23 protein-coding genes are annotated in these 25,972 nt (G+C 63.3%); all 23 read left to right on the forward strand.

The genetic code is table 11. From position 1 onward, the window contains the following. Window positions 1-8: 8 nt before the first annotated feature. The 23 genes from pbN1_RS12855 to pbN1_RS12965 all read left to right on the forward strand — a co-directional run bounded on the left by pbN1_RS12855 (window position 9) and on the right by pbN1_RS12965 (window position 25,935). Entirely contained in the window at window positions 9-830 is an 822-nt protein-coding gene (locus pbN1_RS12855; protein ID WP_169202767.1) for a symmetrical bis(5'-nucleosyl)-tetraphosphatase, read from the forward strand. Then, a complete protein-coding gene (locus pbN1_RS12860) occupies window positions 817-2,004 on the forward strand; it encodes a glycosyltransferase family 4 protein (protein WP_169202768.1) in 1,188 nt (395 codons plus the stop codon). Before pbN1_RS12855 ends, pbN1_RS12860 begins: the two co-directional genes overlap by 14 nt. 31 nt (window positions 2,005-2,035) lie before the next feature. After that, window positions 2,036-3,049, forward strand: a complete 1,014-nt coding sequence (locus pbN1_RS12865; protein WP_169202769.1) for a glycosyltransferase family 2 protein — start codon at window positions 2,036-2,038, stop codon at window positions 3,047-3,049. Between the two features lie 254 nt (window positions 3,050-3,303). After that, complete coding sequence (locus tag pbN1_RS12870; RefSeq protein ID WP_169202770.1) at window positions 3,304-3,975, forward strand: rhamnosyl O-methyltransferase; 672 nt, start codon at window positions 3,304-3,306, stop codon at window positions 3,973-3,975. A gap of 37 nt (window positions 3,976-4,012) precedes the next feature. After that, entirely contained in the window at window positions 4,013-5,725 is a 1,713-nt protein-coding gene (gene gspE, locus pbN1_RS12875) for a type II secretion system ATPase GspE (protein ID WP_169202771.1), read from the forward strand. Next, a complete protein-coding gene (locus pbN1_RS12880; protein ID WP_169202772.1) occupies window positions 5,718-7,028 on the forward strand; it encodes a type II secretion system F family protein in 1,311 nt (436 codons plus the stop codon). The genes gspE and pbN1_RS12880 overlap by 8 nt, the downstream gene beginning before the upstream one ends. Before the next feature lie 132 nt (window positions 7,029-7,160). After that, window positions 7,161-7,607, forward strand: coding sequence for a type II secretion system major pseudopilin GspG (gene gspG, locus pbN1_RS12885; protein ID WP_169202773.1), 447 nt, complete (start codon window positions 7,161-7,163; stop codon window positions 7,605-7,607). Continuing rightward, window positions 7,604-8,074, forward strand: coding sequence for a GspH/FimT family protein (locus pbN1_RS12890; protein WP_169202774.1), 471 nt, complete (start codon window positions 7,604-7,606; stop codon window positions 8,072-8,074). Before gspG ends, pbN1_RS12890 begins: the two co-directional genes overlap by 4 nt. Continuing rightward, complete coding sequence (locus pbN1_RS12895; protein WP_169202775.1) at window positions 8,071-8,496, forward strand: type IV pilus modification PilV family protein; 426 nt, start codon at window positions 8,071-8,073, stop codon at window positions 8,494-8,496. Before pbN1_RS12890 ends, pbN1_RS12895 begins: the two co-directional genes overlap by 4 nt. Further along, entirely contained in the window at window positions 8,493-9,164 is a 672-nt protein-coding gene (locus pbN1_RS12900; RefSeq protein WP_169202776.1) for a prepilin-type N-terminal cleavage/methylation domain-containing protein, read from the forward strand. Before pbN1_RS12895 ends, pbN1_RS12900 begins: the two co-directional genes overlap by 4 nt. A gap of 47 nt (window positions 9,165-9,211) precedes the next feature. After that, on the forward strand, window positions 9,212-10,087 hold the full coding sequence (locus tag pbN1_RS12905; RefSeq protein WP_169202777.1) for a type II secretion system minor pseudopilin: 876 nt from the start codon (window positions 9,212-9,214) through the stop codon (window positions 10,085-10,087). Next, window positions 10,077-11,102 (forward strand): PilN domain-containing protein, encoded by a 1,026-nt coding sequence (locus pbN1_RS12910; RefSeq protein WP_169202778.1) that lies wholly within the window; start codon window positions 10,077-10,079, stop codon window positions 11,100-11,102. The genes pbN1_RS12905 and pbN1_RS12910 overlap by 11 nt, the downstream gene beginning before the upstream one ends. Further along, window positions 11,099-11,680, forward strand: coding sequence for a type II secretion system protein GspM (gene gspM, locus pbN1_RS12915; RefSeq protein WP_169202779.1), 582 nt, complete (start codon window positions 11,099-11,101; stop codon window positions 11,678-11,680). The genes pbN1_RS12910 and gspM overlap by 4 nt, the downstream gene beginning before the upstream one ends. Continuing rightward, window positions 11,677-12,405, forward strand: a complete 729-nt coding sequence (locus tag pbN1_RS12920; RefSeq protein WP_169202780.1) for a hypothetical protein — start codon at window positions 11,677-11,679, stop codon at window positions 12,403-12,405. The genes gspM and pbN1_RS12920 overlap by 4 nt, the downstream gene beginning before the upstream one ends. Further along, the gene (gene gspD, locus pbN1_RS12925) at window positions 12,402-14,744 is read left to right on the forward strand and encodes a type II secretion system secretin GspD (protein WP_210147491.1); all 2,343 of its coding nucleotides are present in this window, start codon (window positions 12,402-12,404) and stop codon (window positions 14,742-14,744) included. Before pbN1_RS12920 ends, gspD begins: the two co-directional genes overlap by 4 nt. A 119-nt stretch (window positions 14,745-14,863) precedes the next feature. Then, window positions 14,864-15,184: a hypothetical protein gene (locus pbN1_RS12930; protein ID WP_210147492.1), complete on the forward strand. Its 321-nt coding sequence runs from the start codon at window positions 14,864-14,866 to the stop codon at window positions 15,182-15,184. A gap of 234 nt (window positions 15,185-15,418) precedes the next feature. Continuing rightward, a complete protein-coding gene (locus tag pbN1_RS12935) occupies window positions 15,419-16,801 on the forward strand; it encodes a hypothetical protein (RefSeq protein WP_169204020.1) in 1,383 nt (460 codons plus the stop codon). 102 nt (window positions 16,802-16,903) lie between these two features. Beyond that, a complete protein-coding gene (locus pbN1_RS12940) occupies window positions 16,904-17,602 on the forward strand; it encodes a hypothetical protein (RefSeq protein ID WP_169204018.1) in 699 nt (232 codons plus the stop codon). Beyond that, window positions 17,544-18,584, forward strand: coding sequence for a peptidylprolyl isomerase (locus tag pbN1_RS12945; protein ID WP_169204021.1), 1,041 nt, complete (start codon window positions 17,544-17,546; stop codon window positions 18,582-18,584). Before pbN1_RS12940 ends, pbN1_RS12945 begins: the two co-directional genes overlap by 59 nt. A 38-nt stretch (window positions 18,585-18,622) precedes the next feature. Further along, a complete protein-coding gene (locus tag pbN1_RS12950; protein ID WP_211161535.1) occupies window positions 18,623-20,038 on the forward strand; it encodes an ABC transporter ATP-binding protein in 1,416 nt (471 codons plus the stop codon). After that, window positions 20,031-20,852, forward strand: coding sequence for an ABC transporter permease (locus tag pbN1_RS12955; protein ID WP_169204023.1), 822 nt, complete (start codon window positions 20,031-20,033; stop codon window positions 20,850-20,852). The genes pbN1_RS12950 and pbN1_RS12955 overlap by 8 nt, the downstream gene beginning before the upstream one ends. An 18-nt stretch (window positions 20,853-20,870) precedes the next feature. Next, window positions 20,871-22,301, forward strand: coding sequence for a class I SAM-dependent methyltransferase (locus pbN1_RS12960; RefSeq protein ID WP_169204024.1), 1,431 nt, complete (start codon window positions 20,871-20,873; stop codon window positions 22,299-22,301). Window positions 22,302-22,326: 25 nt separating this feature from the next. Next, complete coding sequence (locus tag pbN1_RS12965) at window positions 22,327-25,935, forward strand: glycosyltransferase (protein WP_169204025.1); 3,609 nt, start codon at window positions 22,327-22,329, stop codon at window positions 25,933-25,935. Window positions 25,936-25,972 lie beyond the last annotated feature (37 nt).

Consider the following 25,972-nt stretch of genomic DNA (forward strand, 5'->3'; position numbering starts at 1 on the left):
AGTCCAGAGTGGGAATTTATGCAATCGGTGACATTCAGGGGTGTTACCGCGAATTTCGTGAACTGATCGACCGGTTCGGCTTCGACCCGTCAAGCGACCGCCTGTGGCTGGTCGGCGATCTGGTGAACCGCGGACCCGCGTCGCTCGACACCTTGCGCTTCGTCCAGTCGCTCGGCGACGCCGCGGTGAGCGTGCTCGGCAACCACGACCTGTACCTCCTCAAGATCGCGTACACCGGCGCCTCGAGCCGCAAGCGCCACGACACGCTGCAGCAGGTGCTCGAGGCCCCGGATCGCGACGAACTCATCGCTTGGCTGCGGACACTGCCGTTGATGCATCTCGAGGGCGGATACGCGATGGTCCATGCCGGGTTGCTGCCCGGGTGGACGGCCGAACGCGCCCGCGCGCTGGCCCGCGAAGTCGAGGCCGCGCTCGCGGGGGATTCCTGCGAAGCGTTCCTGCAGCACATGTGGGGCAATTCGCCGAAAGCGTGGCACGATGACCTCGCCGGGTGGGAGCGGCTGCGGGTGATCGTCAACGCGATGACGCGCATGCGTTTCTGCACGCCCGACGGGCGCATGGAATTCGATGCGAAGGGGCCGCCCGACAGCGCGCCGCCGAATCATCTGCCGTGGTTTGCGCACCCGGACCGGGCCAGCAGCGACACGACCCTCGTCTGCGGCCACTGGTCCGCGCTCGGATTGCGCAGGGAGCCGAACCTGCTCGCCCTCGATTCCGGCTGTGTATGGGGCGAAAAGCTCACCGCGGTGAGACTCGAGGATCGCAAGGTGTTCCAGGTGCATGCGGGGAAGCGGCTTGGGTCGTTCTGAGGCACTGCCGGCGGGGGAAATCCGTGCGACTGCGCCGCTGCGGCAAGCGAGGCTCGCGCTGATCTCGAGCCAGGCGTATTCGATCCACAATTTCCGCGGCCCGTTGATCCGCGACTGGGTCGCGCGTGGCCTGCAGGTGTTCGCGCTCGCACCCGACTACGATGACGCGAGCCGCGACGCCGTGACCGCGCTCGGCGCCGAACCGGTCGATTACAGCCTCGAGCGGGCCGGCATACGGCCGTTGCGCGACGCGCGCGACATCTTCCGGCTCGTGCGCCTGCTGCGCCGGCTGCAGCCCGACTACGCGTTCACGTATTTCATCAAGCCGGTGATCTACGGCACCTTCGCGGCGCGCCTCGCCGGCGTGCCGGATCGCTCCGCGATGGTCGAAGGCGCCGGCTATGTCTATTCAGAAGAAAGCCCCGGCTTCTCGCTGCGCCGCCGCGTGCTGCGCGCCGCGGTCAGCGGCTTGTACCGGGCCGGGCTCGCCGCGGCGCATCGCGTGTTCTTCCTCAACCGGGACGATATCGAACTGTTCGTTCGCAGCCGCATGGTCGCTGCTGAGCGCGCCATCATGCTCGGCGGCATCGGCGTCGATCTCGGCTGGTTCGCCGCCGCAGCACCGGTCACGGATCCGCCGACTTTTCTCCTCGCGGCCCGGCTGCTCGCCGAAAAAGGTGTCCGGGAGTACGTCGAGGCGGCCCGGCGGGTTCGCGCCGTGCTTCCGTCAGCACGTTTCATCCTGCTCGGCAGCATCGACGTGAATCCGGGTTCGGTCAGCGAGGCCGAACTGCGCGCGTGGAACGCCGAAGGCGTCGTCGAATGGCGAGGCCATGTCAACGACGTTCGCCCGGCGATCGCCGAAGCGAGCGTCTTCGTCCTGCCGTCGTACTACCGCGAGGGCGTTCCGCGCAGCATCCAGGAGGCCATGGCGATGGGCCGCCCGATCATCACCACCGACATGCCGGGGTGCCGGGATACCGTCGAGCCGGGTGAAAACGGTTGGCTGGTGCCGCCGCGCGATGTCGATGCGCTGGTCGATGCGCTGCTCGGTTTCATCGAGCAGCCCGAGCGAATCGCATCGATGGGAGCCGCAAGCCGGCGCCTCGCCGAGGTGCAATTTGACGTGCGCCGCGCGAACGCGCGCATCCTGGCGGCGATGGGGTTCGAATGAGCGCCTGCCGTATCCGCCGGGAGCGTGAGCGATGAGTGCCGCGCCGCCGCTGCACATCCTGCTCGCGACATACAATGGTGCGCGTTTCCTGCCGGCACTGCTCGACAGCGTGCTGGCCCAGTCGGACCCGGACTGGGTTCTGCTCGTGCGTGACGACGGTTCGAGCGACGATACGGTGGCAGTGCTGCACCGTTACGCCGCGCGCGATGCACGGATGCGTCTGGTGGTGGACGGGGCTGCCACGGTGGGCATCCGACGGAACTTCGAGCGGCTGCTCGATTGCGCACGTCGAGCCGGGGCGGCAAGCTTCGCGCTGTGTGACCAGGATGATTTATGGTGCACGCACAAACTCGCCCGCATGCGTGCCGCGCTCGATGGTGCGCAAGCACGCCACGGCCCATCGACTCCGTTACTCGCATATGCCGATCTTGCCCTGATCGACGACGCAGGTCGTCCCATCGCCGAATCGCATTTTGGTTGGGCCGGTGCCCCGCAGGTGCGGCATGGCGTCGATACCTGGCTCATCGCTCACAACCTGATCCCGGGTTGCGCGATGGTCGGTAACCGTGCGCTGCTCGAACTTGCGCTGCCTTTCCCCTCGCAAGTATTCCATCATGACTGGTGGCTCGTCCTCGTCGCGTCAGCGGCAGGCCAAGTCATCGCGGTGGATGCAGCACTAACCGGATATCGCCAGCATTCTGGCAACGCGATCGGCGCTGCCTCGCCGACGAGCCGGGCGCTCGACTTCATCTTCCATTTCCGGCGCTCGCTGGACGAAGCCCGCGCACAGTATGGCGGCGCGGTGGATCAGGCCGCAGCCCTTGTCGAGCGCGTCGGCGCCGGTGGGCACCACAACTGGATTGCTGCTGCCGGTGCCGCACGTGACCGGCTCGGCGCCCCGCTGCGCCGCGTGCGCATTAGGGCGATCCTTGCGGGTCCTGTGCGGCGGATCGGGTTGGCCCGCAACGTGCTTATGCTCTCTGCATCCCTGTTCGCTTTGCGCAGCCGACGCCGGGAGCGGTCCGGTGCTCCTTCAGTCCGGTGAAGGAGGGGGATGAGGTGTCCTGCTTCCGGGGTTGTGAACAAGCGCCCGAACCCATCGGTGGCACTGCGCACGAAGACAAGGACGATACCGCTTGCACCGCATCGATTATCGGATGCATCGGATGACCGACTTGGCTATTATCTTCCGTTTATCCGCCAAGTTCTCCTCCCGCAATCCCATGCGTTCGCCCATTTCCGGATCTTCTCGCGAGGGCTGTGCGCAGGGCGCAACCGAACTGTCTGAGGACTCCCCCAGTGGACACTAATCACCCCGGCCGACTCGTAGCGGCTGATGATGTCGCCGAACGCTTCCATCGCTGGTACTACGATAACGGCGTGTGGGAGACGGTGCGCTTCCTCGGCGTGCCTTGCCTCAAGTCCGTCATGGACCTGTGGAACTATCAGGAGATATTGTTCGAGCTCAAACCCTCGCTGATCGTCGAGTTCGGCACGCGCCATGGAGGTTCCGCTCTCTATTTCTCGATGATCGGCCAGGGAATCAATCCGCTGCTGCGCGTCCTGACCGTCGATATCGAGGATCATCTGCTCGACCCCCAGGTGTCTCGCGTACCCGCCATCGAATTCATGAAATGCTCATCGACCGATTCCGCCGTCGCCGCCCGCATCGCCGAGTTGCGCAATAGCCTGCCCGGGCCGATGTTCGCGATTCTCGACAGCGATCATCGCCAGCCGCACGTGTTGCAGGAAATGCTGTCATTGCGCAACGTGATGCGTTCCGGCGATTACCTGGTGGTCGAGGACAGTAACATCAACGGTCATCCGGTTCTGCCGGGCTGGGGGCCGGGGCCGTTCGAAGCCATTGTCGAATATGTCCGGCAATTTCCTGACGACTACGTCAGGGATGAGGCGCGTGAGCACAAGTTCGGCTTTACCTTCGCGCCTGCGGGCTTTCTGCGGCGCGCATGAGCCCTACGGCGCATATCCGCCATCTTCGTGAGTAAAAATGCAAGTTGATTCTGCTGTCGACCGCCCCCGCCTCGGCGAGCTTCTCGTTCGTGAAGGCAAGCTCAGTCAGCGCGACCTCGAACAGGCGCTCATCGCGCAGCAGGAAATGGGGGATCTGCTCGGGCGCGTGCTGATTCGCCTGGGGCTGCTGTCGGAAATCGACATTGCCCGCACCCTGTCCGGGCAACTCGATATCCCCCTCGTCCAGGCGGGCGAGTTTCCGGAAGAGCTAATCGTCGTCGAGGGACTGAGCAGCGAATACTTGCTCAGCCACGGTGTGCTGCCGTGGCGGCGCGAGGATGGCGAGTTGCACATCGTCATGGCGGTTCCGCAGGACGGCTTTCTCACCAAGGCGCTGCACCTGGCCACGGGCCTGCGCATCCGTCCCGCGCTGGGGCTCGAATCCGATATCCAGGCGGCTCTCGATCGCCTTTACCTCGAGGCGACGAACCCGGACGACGAAGAAGACGACGGTTTCGTCGGCGCGCTCGGCAGTGACAACGAGTTCATCGAGCACCTGAAGGATCTCGCCAGCGAAGCTCCGGTCATCCGTTTGGTGACCCAGATCATTGGTCGCGTCATCGACCTGCGGGCATCTGATATCCACATCGAGCCGTTCGAGGATGGCCTGCATGTACGCTACCGGGTCGACGGCGTGCTGCAGGCGGCGGAAAGCGCGGCCCCCAGTCTCGGTGCGGCAGTCACGTCACGCATCAAGCTGCTCGCCCATCTCAACATCGCCGAGCGCCGCCTGCCGCAGGACGGACGCATCCGCACCCGGGTCAAGGGCCACGAGCTTGACCTGCGCGTCTCCACTTTGCCGACTGTGCACGGCGAAAGCGTCGTCATGCGTGTGCTCGACCGGGCAAGCATCCGCATCAATCTCGAGGATATGGGGTTTGCTGAAGACAACCTCGCGCGATTCCGCGACCTGCTGCTGCGGCCGCACGGCATCCTGCTTGTCACCGGCCCCACCGGCAGCGGCAAGACGACGACGCTGTATGCCGCGCTGGCCAAGCTCGACGCAACCGAACTTAAAATCCTCACCGTCGAGGATCCCGTCGAATACCAGCTCGCCGGCGTCAACCAGGTGCAGGTCCAGAGTCAGATCGGCCTCAGCTTTGCGCATGCGCTGCGTTCCATCCTGCGCCAGGATCCGGACATCATCATGATCGGCGAGATGCGTGACACCGAAACCGCACAGATTGCGGTGCAGTCCGCGCTCACCGGTCACCTCGTACTATCTACCCTGCACACCAATACGGCCGCCGGTGCGATCGTCCGGCTCGAAGACATGGGGGTGGAACGCTACCTGATAACTTCGACCGTCAATGGCGTGCTGTCGCAGCGGCTGGTGCGCAAGCTCTGCGAACATTGCCGTGAGGCGGTCGAGTTGCTCGACGCCGAGTTCGACAAGGCCGGCATTGCACGTTTCCTGCCAGAGGGCGAGCGGCGCGTGTTCGCTGCTCGTGGCTGTCCGCGCTGCAAACATACCGGCTACCACGGCAGGACCTCGATCCACGAACTGTTCGTCATGGATGACGCCGCCCACCAGGCGGTGCTGTCCGGCGCGGATGCGACCATCCTGCACAACGTCGCGCGCCGGGCCGGCATGCTGACTCTCTACGAAGACGGGCTGCGCAAAGTTGCCGCGGGCATCACGTCGATGGAGGAGCTGTTGCGCGTGACGCAGGACCAGAGCAATGACTGAATTTGCCTATCGTGCTGCGCATGGTGACGGCAACATGGTGGATGGACGCATCGAGGCCGCTTCCCGGGAGAACGCCCTGCGCCAACTGCGCAGCCAAGGCTTGACACCAATCCGACTGGAAGTCGCGGCCGCGGTTAGGACCATTGCGCCGAAGCCCGCGACACCGCTCCCCTCATCGCCACAGCGGATGTCGGGGCCGGCGAAAATCACCGGCAAGCAGGGTGAACCGGTTGTGCACGCTTCGCGCGGCCTGTTTGCCACGGATAGGAAGCCTGGTCACGTCGATGTTTTTCACCTTACCGGCGAGCTTGCGGTCATGCTGCGGGCCGGTCTGCCGCTGGACCGGGCGCTCAAGGTGATGGTGAGCATGAGCCAGAGACCCGCGATTACCGCCCTGCTCGATGACCTGCTCGATTCGGTCAAATCCGGCAAAGGCTTCAGCCAGGCGCTGCAGCCGCACCAGAGGCTGTTCGGCGAGTTCTACATCAACATGGTGCGTTCCGGCGAGGCCGGCGGCCAGCTCGGCGAAGTGCTGAGCCGTTTGGCGGAACATCTCGAACGTACCCGCGCGCTGCGCGAGAGCGTGGTCTCGGCACTCATCTATCCTGCCATCCTGGTGCTCGTGGCCGCAGTGTCGGTCTTCCTGATGCTTGCTTTCGTCGTGCCGCAGTTCGAATCGTTGTTCAACGACATGGGCGACGCTTTGCCGTTGCCGACACGGATCATCGTCGGTGCAGGTCACCTGGTTGCCGACTGGGGATGGTTGGCAGCACTGGTCGTCGCGTTGGGCGTGGTCGTCTTCCGGCGCTGGTTGCACACACCCGCCGGCCGCAACTGGCGGGATGCGTGTGTGCTCAGCCTGCCAGTGCTGGGCAGCGTGGTGCAGAAATTTGAGATCACCCGTTTTGCCCGCAGCATGGGAACTCTGCTCGGCAATGGCGTTCCGATCGTCACCGCGATCAAGATCGCCTCCGACACGATGGATAATGTCCGCCTGCGCGAGGCCATGCTCGGCGTTGCCCCGGCCATCAAGCAGGGCGGGCGGATGGCGGAAGCGCTCGGTGGAACCGGCCTGTTTACGCCGCTTGCGCTCAACATGGTTCGCCTGGGCGAAGAAACCGGGCGGCTCGACGAGATGCTCCTCGAACTGGCCCGGGTTCACGACGGCGAAGTGCAGTCGGGAATCAAGCGTGCGCTGACGATGCTCGAACCTCTGCTCATCCTGGGGTTGGGCGGGGTTATCGCTGCCATCATCGTTTCGATCCTGATGGGTATTCTGTCGGTCAACGACCTTGCCGTGTGAACCGGGAAAGGGATGCGCCTGAATGCTAATTCATCGCAGAAGCCTCAGCTGTTCGTCTTCGCCCGGTTTAGAATGCCGTGCGATCGACAGGGCAAAAATGTCGTCCCATCGCTTTTTTTGAGGTTCCCGTAAATGTTTTCGTTGCACATGATCCATCGTCCCCGCCATTCGTCGGCCACTGGTTTCACGCTTGTCGAACTCCTTGTCGTGCTGGTCATCCTGGGGCTGCTGGCTGGTTTGGTCGGGCCGCGCGTACTCGGGCAGCTGGGCGGAGCGAAAAGCAAGACCACCGCGGTGCAGATCAAGGATCTCGAACAGGCTGCCGAACTCTTCAAGCTCGATGTCGGCCGTTTCCCGAGCAATGACGAAGGGCTCGATGCACTGTCCAGCCGGCCCGGGTCAGCATCCGGCTGGAATGGCCCATACTTGAAGAAGGGTGAAGTGCCGAAGGATCCGTGGGGCAATCGCTACCACTACGAGAGCCCGGGGAAGCGCACCGATATCGATATCTTCTCGCTCGGCGCCGACAACGCGATCGGAGGCGAGGGCGAGAACGCGGACATCGGCAACTGGCAGTGACACCTCCCGGCGGTCCGGGTGGCGGGGGGGCGGGTTTTACCCTGGTCGAGCTGGTCGTGGCGCTCGCCGTCGCGGCCGTCATGCTCGGCGTGCTGCCGGCCGCGCTGGGTCGCATGTACGACGCGATGGAATACCGCTCGACCGTGCGGAACATGCTGGCGGATCTCAAGGCCGCACGTCTGGAGGCGGTCCGCAGCGGGCAGGCGGCCGTGTTTACCGTAGACCTCGAGGGCCATCGCTTCGGTGTCGGCGCCGAGCCTGCAGAGAAGATCCCGGAAAAACTCAAGGTGCGCGCGATCGTTGCCGACACGGAAATTGCTGCCGGCGAGCGCGCCGGGATCCGCTTTTATCCCGACGGCAGTGCGACCGGTGGCAGCATCGAGCTCGAACGTCCGTCCGGAGACGGCCTGCGCCTGCGCGTCGACTGGCTGCTCGGGCGGGTGTCTCAGGAGCCGCTGGGTGGATGAATGTCGTGCACCGTAGCATTCGTGAGCACGGATTTTCCCTTATCGAGGTGCTGGTCGCGTTTTCCATCATGGCGCTGGCGTTGGGCGTGCTCTATCAGGCCCTGGGCGGTAGCATGCGTGCGGCAGGCGAGGCCGAACGGCACGTGCGTGCCGTCCTCGTCGCCGAGTCCATCCTCGCCCGGTACGATTCGGTTCCGCCCGGAGGTCTGGATGTGTCGGGCATCGCCGACGGCTTCGACTGGCATCTGCGCACCGCACCGGTGCCACCGCTCGATGAGCATCCCGATGCCTGGACGCTGCAAAACATCGAGGTCGAAGTCAGTTGGGAAGATCGCGGCGCCGTGCGCCGTTTTCGCCTCGTCACTGTGCGTCCGGAAGTCGACCCGGCGATCATCGATATCAATGCCGGAGGGGGGCGATGAAGCGGCAGCGGGCGGCGCGCGGCTTTACGTTGGTCGAGATCATTATCGCGCTCAGCCTGCTGTCGCTGGTCATGCTGGCGCTGGTAGCGGCATTGCGCACTTTCGGTGAATCCGGTTCCCGCCTCGAGGCACGCAGCGAGCGCACGGATGATATGCGCCTTGTCAGTGGCTTCCTTCGCCAGATCGTCGGTGAGGCGTCGGTTGCGCACCGACGCAAACTCGACGATGGCACCGAAGTGCCGGATTTCCTCGGCGAGCCCCAAGCGCTCGAATGGCTTGCGCCGATGCCTGCCCGTCACGGGGTCGGTGGGCTGCACTGGCTGCGGCTATCGGTTCGGTCCGAGGAGGAAGGCTTCGACCTGGTGCTGCAATTGGTGCCGTTCGTGCCCCCCCCGCAGGCTTTTGCAGCCGATCCGGATGCTCGCCCGGACTGGGTGACCGAACCCGCCCGCATCCTGGTGCGGCGGCTCGATTCGTTCTCCGTCGCCTATCAGCGCCTGGGGCGCAGCGACTGGCAGGACAACTGGAGCGATGCCGCCGTCCTGCCGGGGCGCGTCGCCTTCAAGTTGCGGATCGGTGGAGCGAGCTGGCCGGACCTCATCGTCCCGGTGCTGGCGGCCGAGCCGGGCCTCGATGTGAATACAACGGCAATGGATCGTGCCCAATGAGGCGCGGTGCAGTCGTCGGTTGCCTGTCCTTGCGCGGTGCTGCGGGCATGGCCCTGGTCGCGGTGATGTGGGTGGTGGCCGCGCTGTCGATATTCGCCATGAGCCTGGCCGCGTCGTCCCGGGGTGAAGTGCGCGGGGCGCAAAGTGCGCGGGGCTTCGCTGAGGCCGCAGCTTATGGCGATGCGGCTATCCAACTCGCCGCGCGCGAATTGAAGTTCGCTACGGGCACGATCGACCGTCGGCTCACCCTGAGCTACACCATCGATGGCCGGCAGCTTGTTGTGCGCGTGTCGCCTGGGGGCGGTTTTGTGGACCTGAACGGCGCACCGGAAGCCTTGCTGCGCGACCTGTTTGTATTCGGCGCCGGCCTCGATGCCGACAATGCCGAACTGCTGGCGCAGCGTATTGCCGATTGGCGTGACCCGGACGAGGATGCGTTGCCGCTCGGTGCCGAGAACCCGGCCTACGAAGCCGCGGGTGTGGCTTTTCGCACGCGGGGCGGTCCCTTCGATATCCCGGAAGACCTGCTCCAGGTGCTCGGGGTCAGTTTTGATATCTATGATAAAGTTCGCAATTTTGTGACGACACAAACCGGTGCGGCGGGCGTGGATCCATTTGCAGCTTCAAAGGGCGTGCTGAGGGTGCTTGCCCAGGGCGACGCCGCAGTCGCGGATGCTTTTTCGGCGGCGCGCGATGCGAAGGAACCCTCGATTGACACGACCGCTTTCACTCAGGAGCATATTCTGTCGTCTTCCGGCACCGTTTATTACATTGAGGCGTTTTACCCCGGCGAAGGCGGGCGCACGCTGGCGCGCGCGCGCTGGGTCGACCTCGGCGCCGAGGGACCGGCCGGGCTGCCATGGCGCAGCATGCACGTCGAACCGGTGCGCAGCTTTGTGAGCGAGGACGGGCATGGCGCTTGAGGCCGGCAATCCGAGCCTGTTCGGCTTTGATCTGCGCAGGATTGGCCAAGTCTGGCGCAATGGCTGGAATGAAGCTTTTCAGTGGCCGTCGCTGGCCTGGCTGACGCCGCAGGAGGCGATCCGGGTTCTGATGCCGGACGGTGGTGAAGCGCTGCGTCTGGGTGCATCGGCCACACCGGCGCCGGCAGGTGCCGAAGCGGCGGCGCTGGCCGTCGTGCTGCCGGAAGACAGCGTGCTGCTGCGCGAATTCAGGTTGCCTCGGCTTGCCGGCGACGAATTGCGCCAGGCGGTCGAACTCGAAGTCCTTGCGGTCAGTCCGTTCCCCCCCGATGAAACCGTGTGGGGATGGCGCGCCGAACCAGCGGGCGCGCAAGTGCGGGTGCGCCTGGCGCTTGCCGCGCGTTCGCATGTGAGGACGGCGCTCGCACAAGAGCAGGCGCGGCTGGCGGGTGCCGAACCTGAAATCTGGGCTGTGGCGGATGCTCCGATCGTGCTTCAGGGTTATGGCGAGCATGGCCGGTTGAAACGCATGCATGTCGCCCGCAATCGCATCCTGCTCGCGCTCGCCGGTGCCTTCGTGCTCATGTTCGCATTGGCAGTGACGCCGGTGCTGCAGGCGCGCGAGCGCGTGTTCGATGCACAGCGCCAGTATGCGGCGCTCGAGACCGAAGTCGCCAGTCTGCTGGGGGCGCGCAACGCACTTGCAGTTGGCAACGAACGTGCGCGTGCGCTGCGTGCTCACCTGGAGCAACGGCAGGAACTGCCTCAGTTGCTTGAACTCATTACGCAGCTCCTGCCTGACGACGCTTTCCTCAGTCGCCTGGAAGTACAGGGACGACAGGTGCGTATCGTGGGGCAAGCGGCCGATGCCGCCCAACTGATGAAGATTCTCGGTGCGCCGAGTTCGCCGTTCCGGAATGTACGTGCGCCGTCCCCTATTTCACGCGCAGCAGGTTCCAATAAGGAGAACTTCGTCATCGAATTCGTCATCCCCAGCGAGGAGAAGGTGCAGTGAAGTTTGTCGTGGACACGCATTTTCCCGGGCGCGATGGTCGTTTCGTCGTGGCGAGCGTACTGGGCGCAGCGCTGGCGATGCTTGTCCTGACGACATATTTGCTGATGGGCAAGCTCTTCTGGGCGCAGGACACGATGGCGTCGATCGAGCCGCGTTACGCCCGCCTGCTGGGTCTGCGCGAAGTAGGGCCGCAGGTCCAGGCCTCCTTGGCCAGCGTCGGTGCAGATCTGTCCCGCTACGCCTATCCGGCCGGCACTGATGCGGCACGTATTGGCACGGACATGCAGCAGCGCATCCGTCAGCTTGCCGAAGCTGCGGGGCTGGGGGTTGCCGGCAGCCAGATCCTGCCCGCACGCACCCATGCCGGCTTCACCCAGATTCCGCTCAAGCTCACGGTCGATGGTAATCTCGAAGGCCTGCGTAGCCTGCTGGCAGGGTTTGACCGCGAAACGCCGGTGATTCTCGTCGATAACCTCCAAGTCAGCGCCTCGGTGCCCCGTGCGCGTCGCGGCGATCCGCAACCTGAAGAGCGGCTGGTGGGGCAACTCGATCTCAGTGTGTTGCACCTCCAACCGTGAAGCCGACGACATTCTCCGTTCTGCTCGGTGTCGATGCAGTGCTGCTCGCCGCTGTCGGGGCAGCGTGGGCTGTAGGAGGCACCAACTGGACGCCGCCCCCGGCGCAACGGCCCGATCCTTCATCCCTGCAGACAGAAAAGATCGAGCGCGAAATTACCGATCTCGTTGCCCTGAGGCAGACACTCGATCGTCCCGTCTTTGCCCAGACGCGTCGGCCGCCGCCTCCGCCGGAGGTTGCGGCAGTCGAAGCGCCGCTGACACCCGATCCGCTCAAGGACGTGTTGCTGCTCGGCATTTTCACCGTCGGCAAAGACAAACATCTGATGCTGCGCGCCGACAACAAAGTCAGCCGGCTCAAGCAGGGGGACAGCTTCGGGCCGTGGACGGTGGGCGCCCTCGACGGCAATCAAGCAAGCTTTATTCAAGGGGGGCAGCGGCGCCTGCTCACACTCAAGCACGCGGCCCAGCCTCTGGCTGCCCGGCTGTCGGCCCCCGTGCTGCCAGGCAGGGGTGCCGCCCCTGTCGCCGGCGGCGCCCAGCCTGCCGCTGCCGACAATGGCAAGCCATCGCCGGAACCTTCCGCCGCCCGGGCGGCACCCGAGGCAGCGCCGGCGACCCCGGCCCCGCCCGCTGCCGCATCTGCCCCGGCCAAACGTGGCGGCGGCTCCCTTGCGCAACGCCTCGCCGAGCGGCGTGCCGCCCGGCTCGGGCTCGAAAAAAAATGACCCCCATCGACATGTCAACCAGCAAGCCATTTTTTCGCGTTTGTCTTATCGTGCTCGGCAGCGTTGCTGTTCTCCTTGCCGGATGTGCCTCTGGCGGCGCGGTGAAGGAGGAGGCGGTTGCCAAGGCGGCAGGCGTAACCGCCGAAGCTGGGGTGAAAACGGCCCCGGCTGCAGCGAAAGGGGGGGGCGAAGCGAAAAAAGCGGAAACTGAAGCCGTCCCGCGCCGCGAGCCCACCCTGCTTACCGGCAACGACCGCGTGATCAATCTGCCGGCCTCGAAAGCGGTCAATATTTCCACAGGGGGGGCAGTTTCGCTCAAGTTTGAGCAGGCTCCCGTCACCGACTTTGTCCATGCCATTCTCGGAGATCTGCTCAAGCTCGATTACACGGTGCATCAGCCCATTGGCGGCGAAGTCACGATTCATACCCAGGGGTCGGTGCCGCCGGATAAAGTTCTGTCGATCCTCGAATCGGTATTGGCCGCAAACGGCTTGACACTCGCGCGCGATGCGCAGGGGCTGTATCACGTCGGCCGCCCCGAACTGCTCAGGGGATTGGGGGTCTCGCCGGTCAATGTCAAGGCCCTCCCCGCCGGGCAAGGGATGGTGGTCGTGCCGCTGCAGTTCGTCGGAGCGGCCGAAATGGCCGACATCCTTCGTCCGGTGGCGCCCGCGGAGGCCTTCGTGCGCGTCGATACCTTGCGCAATCTGCTGATTCTGTCCGGCTCGGGCAACCAGATCGAAGGCTGGCTGGATTTCGTCAATATTTTCGACGTCGATATGCTCAAGGGTATGTCGGTGGGCCTGTTCCCGCTCGAATATGCGTCAGTCAAGGAAGTCGATGCCGCGCTGCGCGCGGTGACCGGCGCGCCTGCGGCTGCGGCACCTGCTGCGCGGGGCGAGGGTCAGCAGCAGGCGCCGGCCGAAATCAGGCAGCTGCCCTCTTTCGGTCCGCTCGGCGGCGTGGTGCGCATCCTGCCCATAGAGCGCCTGAATGCGCTGCTCGTAGTCACTCCGCGGGCACATTATCTGCAGCAGGCGAAGGAGTGGATCGAGAAACTCGATCGCCCGACGGACGGTGGTGCCGAACCGCAGCTCTACGTCTATCCGGTGCAAAATGGCTCGGCTCAGCACTTGGGCAGCCTGCTCAGCGCAGTGTTCGGCGGCGGGCAGGCGGGCGCGGCGCGCACCCCGACCGACAGCGGCGTGGCGCCCGGGCTGTCGTCCAGCGGGCGCACCGGCCTTGGTGGCTCGGGCATGATGTCGCAGGCGCTTAACAACGTCGGCCGCAACGACGGCAGCCAAACGCCAGCGACGACGCAGTTCTCGCTCGGTCCGCTGGTTCGGGTGGTGGCCGACGAGTTCAACAACGCGCTGCTGGTCTATGCGCCCGGTTCCGAATATCGCAAGATCGAAGCCGCGTTGCGCCGCCTGGACCTGTCTCCCACCCAGGTCCTGATCGAGGCCAGCATTCTCGAAGTCACCCTCAGCGATGAAACCAGGTTCGGCCTGCAATGGTTCTTCGAAGGCAAACTGGGTGGCGACTATCGCGGCAGCGGCCTGTTCACCGACCGCGCCAGCGAAACCCTCGGCCGTACCGTGCCGGGTTTTTCCTACAGCATCGCCAATGCCGCGGGGCAGGTGCGGGCAGTGCTCAACGCGATGGCGCAGAAATCCCTGGTGAACGTCATTTCCAGCCCCAGCGTCATGGTCCTCGACAATCACACCGCCGTCATCCACGTCGGCGACCAGCAGCCGATCCGCTCGACGCAAACCGTGACCGACGGCGGCACCACCAGCACATCGATCCAGTACAAGGACACTGGCGTAATGCTGCAGGTGACGCCGTCGGCCAACGCGGGCGGCATGGTCGCGATGGACATCAAGCAGTCGGTCACCGACGTCGGCGCAGTCGATGATGCGACCGGCCAGCGCAGCTTCAATCAGCGCGAGGTAGCGAGCAAGGTCGCGGTGCGCACGGGCGAAACCGTGATCCTCGGCGGCCTGATCCGCGATTCGGACACCAACGGCAAAACGGGCGTGCCCTGGCTGCACGACATCCCGGTCCTCGGCCCGCTGTTCGGCACGACCAGCGATGTCGTCAGGCGCACCGAACTGCTGGTCATGATCACTCCCCGGGTGGTGCAAAGCGACCAGCAGGTGCGTGAACTTGGCATTGAAATGCGTCGGCGCATGGAAGGCCTGAGTGTCCTGCCTGGCTGGGAGCGCTTCGAAGCTGACCCGGGCACCGGCAAGAACATGCCGCCGGCGCCCGAAGAGATTCCCGCCCCCCCCCCCGCCCGCATCCTGAGCACGTACGTGGGTGCCGGCCCCGAATAATCAGAAGGAGAATACCCACCGTGAACCCTCGCTTCCCCAGACGGGCCTTTGCTGCGCTACTGCCGCTCGCTCTCCTGGCCGCCTGCGCTACCGCCACTCCGTCGACGCCAGAAGAAGCAGTGGCGAAGCGCGCCCAGGCACGCTTCGACGCATTGATCGCCAGAGACTTCAAGGCAGCCTACGGTTTCTTCACGCCGTCCTACCGCGATATGGTGAATTACGAGAACTGGATCCGCTCCCGCCCGCCTCGTGCGAGTTTCCGCACCGCCCGCGTGCTGAAAGTCGAATGTCCTTCGGCGGATGCCTGCGAGGTCGAGATGGAGGCGGCGTACGACAGCCCTCGTGGCATAAAGGCAGCGCCGAAAGGCCTCATCGAGCGCGTCGTGCCGGAGCGCTGGGTGCGGGTGGAGGGTGAGTGGTGGTTGTTCCAGGCGCGCTAGTGTTGTGAATATGCAACATGGTCTACAGGAACGGCACTTGCATGATGAAAAAAACATCAAAATGCTTGCGAACGGTTACAGAGCGTTTGCTATGATGGCATTGCAGGTTGCGCCTTGCGCTCAAAAGGTACGTCATGAGAAACTTATCGGGCGTAAGCCAGGCACGTAGTCGAATGCAGGTTGGGTGACTTGGTTTGACGGCAGTTTCATTTCAATCAAAAGGTAGATTTCGCGATGAAGAAACAACTTCTTGCTTCCGTGGTTGCCGGTCTGGGCGTGGTTGGTTCGGCGCATGCCGTTCACGTTAACCCGGACGGACTGGGTCAGGTTCTGCTGTACCCGTATTACACCGTGCAGGACGGCTATGACACGTATGTGCACGTAGTTAACACCACCGACAGCGCCAAGGCCGTGAAGGTCCGTTTCCTGGAAGGCAAGAACAGCCAGGAAGTGCTCGACTTCAACCTCTATCTGTCGCCGAAGGACGAGTGGACCGGCGTGATCACCCGTACCGCGACCGGTGCCCAGATCAGCTCGCAGGACACCTCGTGCATCGCGCCCCGCCAGCTGACCACGCCGGAAGCTTTCCGTACCACGCTGTTCAGGAACGACTCGGTGAACGCCGCTGCGCGTACCCGCGAAGGCTATCTCGAAATCATCGAGATGGGCGACCTTCCGTCCACCGTCGCTGCTGCCGCTACCCACACCTCGGCTGGCGTGCCGACTAACTGCGCGACCGTTCGCGCTTTTGCCGACACCGTTACCCTGCTGCCGGCTAGCGGTGGTCTGTACGGCTTCAACACCCTGATCAACGTCGATGCCGGCCTGTCCACCACGGTCGATGCCGTTGCGCTGGATGACTTCTGGTTTGCGGATCTCGCTAGCCATACCGCTACCGGCACCACCACCCCCAGCCTGAACAACGCTTCCGGCGAAGCTCATATCCTGAACGGCAATCAGGTCGTGAATGCCACGTTCGCCTCGGCAGCGGTCGACTCCGTGTCCGCCGTTCTGGCCCGTACCAACGTGATCAACGACTACGTCGTCGGCCTGGACTTCGATGCGATGACCGATTGGGTCATCACTTTCCCGACCAAGCGCTTCTACGTCAATCCGGGTGTTCTGAGCACTAGTACGGACACGGTTGCTCGTGCACCGTTCAGCCAGAAGTGGCTGACCGACAAGTCGCAATCTTGCGACACCATCGGCATCACCTACTACAACCGTGAAGAAAAGACCGAAGTGGGTGAAGGCGACTTCTCGCCGCTGCCGGAAACTCAAGAAGCTGCGTTGTGCAATGAAGTCAATACCATCTCGATCGTCGACAACGGTGGAGAGGGTGGCCTGCTGGGTGCTGCGTTCACCAACGCGCAGATCGAACTGGCTGCTGGCTTCAATGCCGGCTGGATGGATATCGGTTTCATTAGCGCCGCGGCTGACACTGGCGTGACTTCTCTTGAAGGCGTTAATGTGGCTGGTCTGCCGGTGATCGGCTTTGCACTGTCCTCCTTCACCAACGGCACCCTCGAAGTCGAGGGCGTGAATGTGATGTCGAACTACGGTGGCAGCTCGGTGCACAAGGGCGTGCGCTCCATCACCCTGCCGACGGTGGACTAAGTTCAGTCTTACAATTTGTAGTGCAAACACCGGCCGAAAGGCCGGTGTTTTTTTGTTTTTGGGTGTTAAAATTCGAATGTCGAATTCGAAGGGGGGAATATTATGCAACGTCTTGTCCTTGCCGCCGCACTGGGAGCCGTTGCGTTCCCGACGGCGTATGCTGCCAGCCTGACGCTTTCGGTTGATGGACAGAGTACGACCTATACCCTTCAGTCCCTGAATATCAACAGTGCCGGCAATGTGGAGGTTGTTGCATCGGGAGGAACGGCTCCGACCGACCCGACCGACCCGACCGACCCGACCGACCCGACCGACCCGACCGACCCGACCGACCCGACCGACCCGACCGACCCTCCCCCGAGCGGTTCGGTAGGGTGCGTTGCATCCGATACCCTGACTTGCGTCGATACGCCGCTGCCTACGAAGGTACAGAGCCGCCTTTCGTTCAAACCGGCGCCGACGATGGTTTACGCTTTTAAAGTCACCACTCCGGCTTCAGGAACGTACTTCAATCGTGTTATTGCCACGGCGATGTCGGGTGCAACTTCATCCAAGCTGTTGGTGGTATCGAAAGTGCCGGGTGACGTGAGTCTTTCAGACAAGGATCTAGGTTGCTATCGCCAGGCGACCGAAAGCACGAGCGTGCAACTTGCTGTGAATAATCCGACGGCGAACAAATACCTCACTTGCCGCCTTGATCCGAATGCCGTGTATTACATTAATGCGGCGAGCAAGGATCTTAATGGCAAGACGACATGCACCAGCACTTCGAATTGTGGTTTCTATTTCGAAGGTGGCTGATCTGGTTTTTTTGCATAAAAAGCAGGCCGACTTCGGCCTGCTTTTTTTATTCTCGATATTGAGAGCGTTTTGTATGAAAACAAAGTACGTTATTCTGCTTCTTTCGGCTGTTTTTGCAAATATAACTGCACACGCTGCTGACGAAGTGTTGGTGCGCCAGGGCGAGACCGCGATTACCCGTCATGATGTCCAACTGGCGGTGGAGAATTTTGTGCCGGAGCAGGGGCGTGCCGAACTGATGGCAAGTGAAAAGCGCTTACGCGATTTCGTTGCCCAACTGTTCGCCGTGCGCAAACTTGCCGAGGAGGCGCGTGCCCGCACGCTCGAGGCGAGCGAACGCTGGAAAATCGATGCCTCTACTGAGCGTGCGGCGGCCCAGGTCCAGCTCGATCATCTGATTAACGGCCAGGATTTGCCCGATTTCGAAAAGGCTGCACGTGAGTTCTACGTCGCGCATCCCGAACAGTTCGCCCAGCCCGAGCAAATCAAGGCGCAGCATGTATTGATCAAGAGCGAAGGGCGCAGCAAGGAAGAGGCGCTGGCGCTGGCGAAGCAGGTCGCCGCGCAGGCGAAGAAGGATGGCCAGGATTTCGGCAAACTCGCCGCGGAATTCACTGAAGATCCGTCCGGCAAGGCCAATGGCGGAGACCTCGGTTTCTTTGCTCGCGGGAGCATGGTCAAGCCATTCGAGGATGCGGTGTTCGGTCTGAAGGCGGCAGGCGACATTGTCGGGCCGGTGGAGTCGCAGTTCGGCTTCCACGTGATCCGCCTGGTGGAGCGCAAGCCCGAGGGCTCGGTTCCATTCGAACAGGTCAAGGACAAGCTGGTGCGCGACGAGACGCTCAAGTACCGTCGCATGGCAATCGGTAAGGAGTACGGCCGCATCGGCAAGCTGCCCGGCATCGAGGTGGATCAGGACGCGATCAAGGCGCTGGTCAAGCCGCTCGACTTCAAGGCGCACGCCCGCGCGGCTGAAAAGTAATCGTGGAGGTCGCTCGGAAGGGCGATTCCCTCATCGGTATGAGCACTATTGACGGCGAAGTGATCCGGGTGCGCGGCCTGGGCAAGTGCTATGAAACCTACACCGCGCCCCATCACCGCCTGCTCGATCTGCTGTGGCGCGGCCCGCATCGGCGGGCCAGGCACTTCTGGAGCCTGCGCGACCTGAGTTTCAGCGTCCGCCGGGGAGAGGCCATCGGCATTATCGGGCGCAATGGTGCCGGCAAGTCCACGCTGCTGCAATTGTTGTGTGGCACGCTCGATCCGACCGAAGGGCAGGTGCAGGTGCGCGGGAGGGTCGCCGCGCTGCTCGAACTCGGTGCCGGTTTCAATCCGGACTTCACCGGGATCGAAAACGTATACCTGAACGCCGCCATTCTCGGGCTGTCCCGGGCGCAGATCGATGCTCGTTTGGCCGACATCCTGGCTTTCGCCGAGATCGGCGATTTCGTCCACGAGCCGGTCAAGCACTACTCCAGCGGCATGTTCCTGCGCCTGGCGTTCGCGGTGGTCGCCCACGTCGATGCCGATGTTCTGATCGTCGACGAGGCGCTGGCCGTGGGCGACGCGCTGTTCGCACAGAAATGCATGCGCTTTCTGCGCGAATTCCGTTCGCGCGGCGTGCTGCTGCTGGTGAGCCACGATATTCCGTCGGTGACCAGCCTGTGCGACCGCGCGCTGTGGCTCGAACACGGTTCGCTGCGCATGGCCGGGACCGCCAAGGATGTCACCGAAGCTTATCTGGAAGCGGTCTATGCCGAGCGCCAAGAGGTCGCCGGCCTGCGTCCGAACGAAGGCGGCGCCGGAAGCGACATGGCGCGGCCGGCGACGGGGGGCGAACTCCTCGCCCACGACGCCCGCCGCGACCTGTTGATCCATTCGAACCTGCGCAACGATCTGGAGGTCTTGCCCTTCGACGCCGAGGCGCGAGGTTTCGGTACCGGGCATGTGAGGGTGAACTGGGTCGGCATCCGCGATCATGCCGAGCGCCCCCTTGCCTGGCTGGTGGGCGGTGAGGAGGTCATGCTCGAAGTGCGTTTCGAAGCGTTCGCGCAAGCGGCGGATCTCATCGTCGGCTTCATGTTCAAGGATCGCCTGGGGCAAGTGCTGTTCGGCGAGAATACCTACCTGGCGTGCCTGGATGCGACTCCGGTATTCGAGGCCGGCATGCAGGGCGCAGCACGCTTCGCCTTCCGTCTGCCTTACCTGCCTTCGGGCGAATACGCGATCAGCGTGGGCATTGCCGCTGGCACCCAGGAGCATCACGTTCAGCATCATTGGGTGCACGATGCGCTGGTGATTCGCTGTGTCGCGTCGCATGTCACGCACGGATTGCTGGGCGTGCCGATGGCGTCGATCCAGCTTCAGGTGGTGCATGACGACCAGAACCGGGAAGTGGAGCAGGCCGATGCAATGGCCGGAGTGTGCCATGGCTGAGGCTGCATCGCTGCGCGTGCTGCGGCCGGTGGGGCTGGCCTGGAGGCATCGGGAACTGCTGCGTGAAATGACGCGACGCGAGATCGTGCGCCGCTATCGTGGCTCTTCGCTTGGCGCCATCTGGCTCGTGCTGGCGCCGCTGCTGATGTTGGCGGTGTATGCCTTCGTGTTCGGTGTGGTCTTTCAGGTGCGCTGGGGCGGAGTCGGCGACAGCAAGGCGATGTTCGCCGCCGTGCTGTTTTGCGGGGTATCGGTATTTTCGCTGTTTGCCGATGTACTCAACCGCTCGCCGATGCTGATCCTGGAGAACGTCAATTACGTCAAGAAAGTGGTGTTTCCGCTCGAGATCCTGAGCTATGTGGCGGTGCTCGCGGCGTGCCTGCACTTTGCTTTTTCACTGGTGGTATTGCTGGTCTTCGTCGGTGTCAGCATGGGTGTGCCGCCACTTTCGGTGGTCGCCCTGCCTTTGGTGCTGCTGCCTTTCCTGCTGGTGCTGGTGGGGTTGTCGTGGTTGGTTGCGGCGTTGGGGGTATTCCTGCGCGATGTCGCCCAGGTGACCGGTTTCATCACCACGGCGATGATGTTCCTGAGCCCGGTGTTCTACCCGATCACCGCGGTGCCCGAGAGCTATCGTCACCTGTTGTGGCTCAACCCGATGACCCACGTCGTGGAAATGTTCCGCGGCATACTCATTTTCGGGCGTTGGCCGGCATGGCAGGAGCTGCTGCTGTGGTGGCTCGTCGCAGCGGGCGCGTTACTCGTCGGTCATGCGGTGTTCCGTCGCCTGCGCAGTGGTTTTGCCGATGTCCTGTAGCGCACGCCAGGGGTTGCGATGACTGCCGCGTCAAGGCCGATTTTGCGCCTGCTGCGAGTGGTGGTGGAGGGAGGATTCGATATCGCGCCAGTGCGCGGCGTCGATGAGCGTCGCATCGCGCTGCGTTTCGACGCCGATACCGATGAGTTCGTCGTCGGTGATTGCCATCTCGACGGCGTTCGTCGGCTCAGCGTGCATCCGCGCTGGCGAGCGCTGGGTGCGGATTTCCAGCAGCAACTGGCGAACCGTTATTTCACCGACGAACTGCTGGTGCATCGCCCGGACGTGATCGTCATCGACGGTGTGACCGGTGCGAGCATGGACATGGTGCGTGTCGGCGCGCTGCTCGGCTATCCGGTGCTGATGCGCGTGCCCGGTGTGGCGCTGCCGGCGGCAGGCACGCGCGCGCGGCTGTGGCTGGCCGACGTGGTTGCGCTGGCCTCGGGCATTTATGTCAATGGTGACGAGGCGGCCGATGTCGCTTTCCGCGAAACATTTCCCGCCCGGGCGCCTGCGCTCGCGGCGGGCCTGGAACAGGCGCTCCAGGCCCTTCAGCCGTTGCCTGCGGTGGCTTCCTCGGGCAGTACGGTGTCCGGCTATGCCCACTATGCTTTCGGCCTGCGCGATCACGGCCTGCTATACCGCATGCAACTGCCGCTCGCGGGACATTTCGACGGTTGCAGCGAGGTGCTGGAAGTGGCCTGCGGGACCGCGGTGTTTCTCGACATCCTGCGCGAGCGGGGCATTGCCGCGCGAGGCGTCGAGCGCGATTCCGCCTCGGTGCGCTATGCGCGTGGCCTGGGATTCGACATCGACGAGAGTGATGCGCTCGACTACCTTGCCGACGCCGGCGGCCGGTTTGATGGCATTTATTGTTCGCATTTCGTCGAACACCTCGATATCGCCGGAGTGGACCGGCTGATCGGCCTCATCGCGCACGCGCTGCGTCCCGGTGGCGTGGCCGTGTTCGTGTTTCCCGACCCCGAATCGATCCGCAGTCAGTTGCTGGGTTTCTGGCGCGACCCGGAACATGTGCGCTTCTATCATCCGGACCTGATCGAGCTGATGTGCCGCGGTTATGGCCTCGATCCCGAATTCCATAGTCACCGCGCCGATGGCCGCGAAGTGGTTCCGTTTGCCTGGCAGCCGCCGCTGAATGCTGCCGCAACGGTGCCGAATCCGCCCGCTGCGCTGCCTTCTCCTGCATTTCCGGTGGAGCCGGCCGGGCGCACGGAGCGGATGCTGAGGCGTTTCGGCATCATCTCTCCGGCCGCGCTGCGCAGACTCGAGAATGCTTTCACCAAGCACGTTGCGGTGCAGCACGAGTACACTGCGCGACTGCAGTCACGGGTGGACGAACTGGAGGGAGCGGTGCGCAGCCTGTGGGCGGTCAATCAGACCTGGGCATGGGACGACAACGCGGTGATCCGCGTGCGCAAGCCCGCGTGAGCGTAACAGCAGCAAGGAAGCGAGAGTGAACGATAAACACGTCGGCTCCGACGCCGAGAGCGAGATCCAGCGGCGTGGCTCCGCAGGTGCGGGGGCGGACATCATCGATGTCATCGTGCCGATATTCCGCGGTGCCGAAGAAACGCGCCGCTGCCTGGAGTCCGTGCTGGGCTGCAGTGCGCGGGCACGTTTCGAACTGATCGTCGTGGACGACTGCTCCCCGGAGCCGGAAGTCGTGGCGCTGGTCGATGCGCTGGCAGCGGCGGGCCGTATCCACCTGTTGCGCAACGAGAGCAATCGCGGATTCGTCGGTTCGGTCAACCGTGCCATGGCGCTGCACCCGGAACGCGACGTAGTGCTGCTCAACAGCGACACTGAGGTGGCGAACGACTGGCTGGACCGGATCGCCGCATGTGCGCGGTCCGCGTCGAACATCGCAACGGTAACGCCGTTTTCCAACAATGCGACGATCTGTTCGTATCCGTTCGACGGCTGGACCGGTGAGGTGCCGGGAACCCTTGGATTAGCGGGACTCGATCGGTTGTTTGCGCATGTTCATAGGGGGCTTATAGCAGATCTGCCGACCGCAATCGGCTTCTGCATGTACATCCCGCGGACGGCGCTCGAGAGCTTGGGTCTTTTCGACGAGGTGCGCTTCGGACGGGGCTACGGCGAGGAGAACGACTTCTCGCTGCGAGCGGCTAAGGCCGGCTGGCGCAATGTGCTCTGTGCGGACACCTTCGTCTATCACCGAGGAGGGGTGAGCTTCGGTCAGGAACGGCACGAGCTAATGAAGCGGGCAGAACGGGCGCTGCTTGAAGTGCACCCCGACTACAATGACCGCGTGGCTGCGTTTGCTGCTGCAGATCCGCTGCATGACCTGCGCCAAGCGATCGACGAGGCGCGGCGTAAAGCCGGTGCCGGGGAGGTGGCGGCGCTTGCGACGGAGCAAGCTGTGCGGGGCTCCGACAACGTGCCATTTGTCGTCTCGGATGCCGAGCAGAGTCAGCCTGAGGCGCAGCGGCCCCACGCGAGGCGCGGCAAGCCAGTGGTGCTGCATATATCGCATAGTTGGGGCGGTGGCGTCGATCGTTGGGTTCGCGATTTCGCGAATGCCGATGATCAGGGGTGGAACCTCGTGCTGCATTCGCGCACATGGCGCAATGAGGCGGGCGTGCGCCTCGAACTGCTCGACGTCCTGACCGGAGAGGAACCAGTGCTCGCCTGGGACCTGGACCAGCCGATTGCCACCACTACGGTCTCGCACGGCCCCTATCGGGCGATCCTGGACGGTATCGTCGCTGAATTCGGCGTCGAGGCGGTGATTGTCTCCTCATTGATCGGGCACTCGCTTGACGCCCTCGATACCGGATGCCCCACTATTGTTGTACTGCATGATTTTTATCCGTTTTGCCCGGCTCTGTTCGCTTGGTTTGACGGCGCTTGCCAGAGTTGTGATCGCTCTTTGCTGCAACGTTGTCTCGGGACGAACGCCTTCAATGTTTTCTGGCATCACGATGATACGGACGAATGGCAGGCACTGCGCGAGGAGTATGCAGGCAAGTTGAAATCCGATCTGGTGCGCGTCGCTGCCCCCAGTCATACAGTGTATTCACGCTATGCGACGCTTTTTCCGGTGTTGCGCGACAAGGAAGTGATGCTGATTCCGCACGGCCTCGGTGGAGTGCCGGTCGAGCCCACCATCATCCCCGATGATCTGCTTGAATTATTGGAAGGTTCGCGCCGACTGCGGGTGTTGGTTCCCGGACGCCTGTCACTGCACAAGGGGTTCCATCTACTCCAGGAGGTGTTGTCTGTCCTGACCGGTTTTGCCGAGATCCTGCTGCTCGGGAGCGGAGAATTCGGCGCGCCCTTCGCAGAGATGGAAAATGTCCATGTCGTGCCCGATTACACAAACGCCGAACTGGCCGCAAGGGTCGCGGAATTTCGACCGGACTGTGCGCTGTTGTTGTCCATATTGCCGGAGACGTTCAGCTATACGTTGAGTGAAATGCAGGCACTGGGAGTGCCTGTGGTCGCGACTCGACTTGGAGCGTTCCTTGAGCGAATTGAGGACGGGACAAGCGGATTCCTTGTCGAGCCCTGTGCCGATGAAATCATCGCCCGGTTGCGTGCACTTGCGGCACAACCAGAAGCACTTGCGCATGTCCGCGACGTCCTGCGTGCGAAACCAGTGCGCGTCGCGGCGCAGATGGTGTCGGACTATCGCGTGCTGTTCCAGCAGGTGACTGTCGTTCGTCCGGTAAAGGCAGCAGGAAGGATGGTGACTGCGCTCACAGAAGCGATCGAGCAACGGCAAGTACGGGAGCGCTGGTTTCGAGCGGAGTGCGAACGCCTCCAACGCTTGGAGGCAGAAGCCGCGGGGCGCAATCTCAGCCTCGAAGCGGAACGGGATTCGCTTCAGGCGGCGCTACAAGCAGCTCATACGGAAGTGGTCCGCCTCGAACTGCATTTGGTCGAAATCCAGACCTATCGTGACGCACTGCTCGATTCCACTTCGTGGCGCTTGACGCGACCGTTACGCGCAGCGCGCGAGATCATTACCGGTAAGGCATATCGCGTGCCGTGCTCATCTGCGTCCCTGTCCCAAGAGGCGCCTGTCACACCATCGTGCGGTCCAACGGCGCACGATGAGCAGGTGCCAAACGAGAAGAGCTCTCCGGCGCGGGTGATTGCGTTTAGGCACGGGGACGCGCTTGCGCGTAGGCGAGCAGATTGGCTTGGAAGCCGACTCGGCCTTCCAGTTGTGGAGCTAACTGATCCCATGCTGGCAGGAATGGACTTGGGCATGGGGGTGAGTTTGTCAGTGGGGGTGATCGTCCCGAACTCAGGACAGGAGTTCGTGCCGGAATCGATCTGTTTGGAAGGCCCCGTTGACGTTCGTGAGCAGCTGGATGTTGTTGACAACAGGCTTCCGGAACATGTTGTGGTGCCTTCAGCTGCGATCGCATACAGTTTGAATGAGGCGTTTGGCATCAAACTGCCGCCAGCGAAAGTTACGCCATTTCCGTTGGTCGGGAACTGGACACGTAATCATTTACGAGAAGCAGAACGTGTTCGCCTGCGCGAGGCGCTTGGTGTTCCGGATAAAACGCGAATTATTGTCGGCATCGGCCGGGCAGATGCGCACTCAGGCCTGCTGCGTTTTGCCCGCGTTGCAATGGAGTTCGCCGAGCGAAACAACGGTTACTGCTTCGTGTGGATCGGCGGACGAGATTCGGAATGGTTGCGGGGTCACTGGAATGAAGTCGGTGTCCCGATCGCGTTGCGCCGCCTGTTCCTCATCGATGAAGAGGCATTCGAGCTGTGGCTGCTCGCAGCCGATGCCTACCTCGGCTGCCGGCATGGTGGGGTCCATGACGCCGGCGTGCTCGAGGCGCTCGCGGCAGGACTGCCGGTTGCGGTGGAATTCGGCGGTTCGCTGGCGGATGACTTGCGTTCACAAGCATCCACTCATGCGTTTGATCTCGCAGTCGATGAGCACGCACTATCTCGTCTTTTGCTGTGGACCCGTGCGCCGTTCACCCCGCGCGTCGCCGCAGCACGCCTTGTTCGCGAGCGCTTTGGCAGTGAACATGCAGTGGCCGAATTCGTGGCCGCTTTCACAGCCTGATTTAACATTCGACCGCACGGTGACCGACGCTATGCGA

Source organism: Aromatoleum bremense (genome assembly GCF_017894365.1).
In the GTDB taxonomy this organism is placed as follows: Bacteria; Pseudomonadota; Gammaproteobacteria; order Burkholderiales; family Rhodocyclaceae; genus Aromatoleum; species Aromatoleum bremense.

Excerpts from the sequence above, each read along its gene's own strand:
- pbN1_RS12950 (WP_211161535.1), top strand. The coding sequence starts at position 18,623 with ATGAGCACTATTGACGGCGAAGTGATCCGGGTGCGCGGCCTGGGCAAG.
- pbN1_RS12940 (WP_169204018.1), top strand. The coding sequence starts at position 16,904 with ATGCAACGTCTTGTCCTTGCCGCCGCACTGGGAGCCGTTGCGTTCCCG.
- pbN1_RS12865 (WP_169202769.1), top strand. The coding sequence starts at position 2,036 with ATGAGTGCCGCGCCGCCGCTGCACATCCTGCTCGCGACATACAATGGT.
- pbN1_RS12945 (WP_169204021.1), top strand. The coding sequence starts at position 17,544 with ATGGCAAGACGACATGCACCAGCACTTCGAATTGTGGTTTCTATTTCG.
- gspG (WP_169202773.1), top strand. The coding sequence starts at position 7,161 with ATGTTTTCGTTGCACATGATCCATCGTCCCCGCCATTCGTCGGCCACT.
- pbN1_RS12910 (WP_169202778.1), top strand. The coding sequence starts at position 10,077 with ATGGCGCTTGAGGCCGGCAATCCGAGCCTGTTCGGCTTTGATCTGCGC.
- pbN1_RS12895 (WP_169202775.1), top strand. The coding sequence starts at position 8,071 with ATGAATGTCGTGCACCGTAGCATTCGTGAGCACGGATTTTCCCTTATC.
- pbN1_RS12955 (WP_169204023.1), top strand. The coding sequence starts at position 20,031 with ATGGCTGAGGCTGCATCGCTGCGCGTGCTGCGGCCGGTGGGGCTGGCC.
- pbN1_RS12960 (WP_169204024.1), top strand. The coding sequence starts at position 20,871 with ATGACTGCCGCGTCAAGGCCGATTTTGCGCCTGCTGCGAGTGGTGGTG.
- pbN1_RS12935 (WP_169204020.1), top strand. The coding sequence starts at position 15,419 with ATGAAGAAACAACTTCTTGCTTCCGTGGTTGCCGGTCTGGGCGTGGTT.
- pbN1_RS12900 (WP_169202776.1), top strand. The coding sequence starts at position 8,493 with ATGAAGCGGCAGCGGGCGGCGCGCGGCTTTACGTTGGTCGAGATCATT.
- gspE (WP_169202771.1), top strand. The coding sequence starts at position 4,013 with ATGCAAGTTGATTCTGCTGTCGACCGCCCCCGCCTCGGCGAGCTTCTC.
- pbN1_RS12880 (WP_169202772.1), top strand. The coding sequence starts at position 5,718 with ATGACTGAATTTGCCTATCGTGCTGCGCATGGTGACGGCAACATGGTG.
- pbN1_RS12905 (WP_169202777.1), top strand. The coding sequence starts at position 9,212 with ATGGCCCTGGTCGCGGTGATGTGGGTGGTGGCCGCGCTGTCGATATTC.
- gspD (WP_210147491.1), top strand. The coding sequence starts at position 12,402 with ATGACCCCCATCGACATGTCAACCAGCAAGCCATTTTTTCGCGTTTGT.